This is a genomic window from Nitrospirota bacterium (assembly GCA_016219645.1).
Classification (GTDB): Bacteria; Nitrospirota; Nitrospiria; order Nitrospirales; family Nitrospiraceae; genus Palsa-1315.
The window spans coordinates 1-2,778 of sequence record JACRLR010000031.1 but is presented as its reverse complement, the minus strand read 5'-3'; the positions used below and the strand labels follow the sequence as shown (position 1 = coordinate 2,778).

4 protein-coding genes are annotated in these 2,778 nt (G+C 58.2%); all 4 read left to right on the top strand.

Features of this window, described 5'->3' with window-relative positions; all coding sequences use genetic code 11:
• On the top strand, window positions 1-679 hold a 679-nt coding region (locus HZB34_12160), incomplete at its 5' end, for a fructose 1,6-bisphosphatase (protein MBI5316718.1).
• Window positions 680-1,136: 457 nt separating this feature from the next.
• Window positions 1,137-1,403, top strand: a complete 267-nt coding sequence (locus HZB34_12155; protein ID MBI5316717.1) for a hypothetical protein — start codon at window positions 1,137-1,139, stop codon at window positions 1,401-1,403.
• Window positions 1,404-1,744: 341 nt separating this feature from the next.
• A complete protein-coding gene (locus HZB34_12150) occupies window positions 1,745-2,104 on the top strand; it encodes a DUF2238 domain-containing protein (GenBank protein MBI5316716.1) in 360 nt (119 codons plus the stop codon).
• A 117-nt stretch (window positions 2,105-2,221) separates the two neighbouring features.
• The coding region (locus tag HZB34_12145) for a DUF2238 domain-containing protein (GenBank protein MBI5316715.1) at window positions 2,222-2,778 on the top strand (557 nt) is incomplete at its 3' end.

Sequence of the window (2,778 nt, the reverse complement as noted above, 5' to 3'; positions counted from 1 at the left end):
GGCCTTCGCCGACCCCATGAACACACCGGGTTTGATACTGGCGCCCAACATGGCACAAGGCTTTCGCTTCGTCATCATGGACGTGAATCATACGGAAGGTGACCGGATTATCGAGCTCCATGCCCCGAAAGAATTGTACGACATCGCCGCGCTGCTGCGAGACACCGAACGCTACGTGGTGGAATCGGTCTGGTCAGTCGCCAGCGGTGAACAAGCCATGGCGGCATCCACCTCACGGCTGCACAACATTGCCGGGAAGTACACCGGCAAGGACGACCCGGTGATGCTGGTGCGGGTGCAAAAGGATTTTCCGGCGACAGGCGAGATCTTAGCGCCCTATGCAGTCGGTGCGTATGTGGCAGGTGGTATGCGTGGCTCTCACCAAATGCCCTTGATGCCGGTCCCGCTTCAGTCGGGCATCAGCTACTTCGATGGCCCCCCGGTGATCACCTGTGCCGCCTTCGCCATGCATGAGGGACGGTTTACTGAACCAGCGGACGCGTTCGCGCATCCGTTCTGGAACCGAATACGGGATACTGTCTCTGACAAAGCCATCGGCATGCGACGCCAAGGTTTCTTTGGTGCGGCCATGTTGCCCATGGCGGAATTGGAGTATACCGGCATCATGGAAAATCTGAAGGCGCTTGAACCACGATTCCGCGTGCGCACCGATTCGTGATCGAACAAGACCGAAGTGTTCTGCGTCGCCCGTGGGATCATGGCGTTGAACTAGCCGACCAGTCACCGCAGAATCCCGCTGACGATCAGCTTGGTTGCTGGATTTGAGGCCCGCGCCAGTGTTGAATTGTGCTACCGGTTCGGTCGGCGGACGCGAGACCGGGACGGACGGGTTGCCCCATAGTGCCTCAACACCTGTCTTACTTCGTGGGCAAGATGCCCCCAACTCGAAGCCTCAATTCCCTCACCAGTTTCCCCTACACTGCGGCCTGAGCCAGGCTGCATGCGTGCTGGCGGGGATCCGCCGTGAGCGGGCGCTGTCAGGCAGCAAAATGCTGTAGCGTAGAGTACGGAGCTATGTCAGTCAGACCCAGAGGCGGAGGTGTGTTTCGACTCAAGGTTTTCAAGAGCCCCTCCGTTCACCCTTCGACCAGCTCAGGGTGAACGGGGGGGTTAAAATGACTTCTAAATGGCTGTTTAAGAATGGAGCACCAGTGAAATGCCGATCAGGAATCGCGCTATGCGCTGTTGTCGTCGGGCTGTCGGGTCTGACACTCTGCCAGCCTCCGAGACCCAGGATCGCGGGAGTTGAAGTCCCGCCATTCACGGCGGTCAACAACGCTGAGACGAAGGATATCCTCACCGCCTCTCGCCAGGCTGAGTGGGTCATTGAGGTACGTCATCCGGATGGGTGGCTTACTCATGACTTGAGCCACCATCGGTAGGACCGGCTCCTCGACTCAGGCGCTTAGAGTGCTGGGGAGAAACCTTTTGCGTGGCGATTTTCCGCAGAAGTTGAGGACCGAGCCTCATGGTGTGACTCAATGTCCGAGCACTCGTTCGAAACAATTCTCGCGGCAATCGCTGTCTCGGTGCTGGTGTGGATCTTTTGGCGGAAATGGAAATCCGACTAGCCGAGAGGCGTTCTCGCGGGCGAATACGTAAGACCGATGGGGCCTCTGTGGCCGGCTTGCAAGCGAGTCGACCATCCCGTAGAGTAAAAGAGCGCCGCGACTCCCATTAGGCTGCTTCTCTGATCCGTTGAATCGGTTGCCAAGGAGAATCGATGCTGTCTCGTGACAAGTTGCTGTTGATTGGATTGGTGCTCTGGTACGTGGCCCTCTCGATTTGGACGGCGCAGTCGCCGACCGATCCCCAATTCTGGCTGATCTCGAGTCTTCTGCCGGCCGCTTTCGTTGTGGCGTTGATCGCGACCCATCGTGTTTTTCCGCTGTCCCATACCTCCTATGCACTCATCACGCTTTTCCTCACCCTGCATGCCATCGGCGCGCATTACACGTATGCTCAAGTGCCGGTCGGGCTGTGGATGGAACAGGTGTTCCATCTCGGACGGAACCATTTCGACCGGATCGTCCACTTCAGCTTCGGCTTCCTGCTGGCCTATCCGATGCCCAGAAAGACATAGCTGCTGCTCTCTACGGGGCCTTGCTCTGCGTGACAATCCTTGCGGTCGTCCGCGTGGTTCGGGGGGCATACCTGTCGTCCCAGGCCCAGCCGGTCGTCGTCGATTCATCCATGTGAGATGAAGGTCGGACGATCAGACCTGAGCCGGGCAGAGTCGAGAAGCACTCATCTGACCTCCACACTGCTCTTCTGTTATGGGCTGTTCTGGACCTGGCTGGCCATCGCGCCGGTCGATCGAAGGGATTGGCTCCTTGAGAATCTACTGGCTCTCGCCTTGGTGGTTCTGCTGGTTCTGACCTACCGGCGGTTTCAGTTTTCAGATGTATCCTACGGCCTTATTGTATTCTTCATGGCGCTCCACGCCGTGGGCGCGCACTATACCTATGCCGAGGTACCCTTCGGCTTTTGGCTCAAAGACTTGTTTTCGTTGAGCCGCAATCCCTTTGATCGCATCGTCCACTTCGCCTACGGCGCGTTATTGGCCTATCCGCTGCGAGAGGCGCTCATACGCCTGGCCGGCGTGCGGGGCCTCTGGTCTTATTATCTTCCGGCCAGCTTGATACTCGCTCAAAGCGGCCTGTTCGAAATCATCGAATCCGTCGTGGCGGCTTTCGTGAGCCCAGAACTCGGCAGCGCGTATCTCGGCACGCAGGGCGACGAGTGGGATGCGCAGAA

Coding starts and splice junctions, on each gene's coding strand:
- HZB34_12150 (MBI5316716.1), top strand. CDS start 1,745: ATGCTGTCTCGTGACAAGTTGCTGTTGATTGGATTGGTGCTCTGGTAC.
- HZB34_12155 (MBI5316717.1), top strand. CDS start 1,137: ATGACTTCTAAATGGCTGTTTAAGAATGGAGCACCAGTGAAATGCCGA.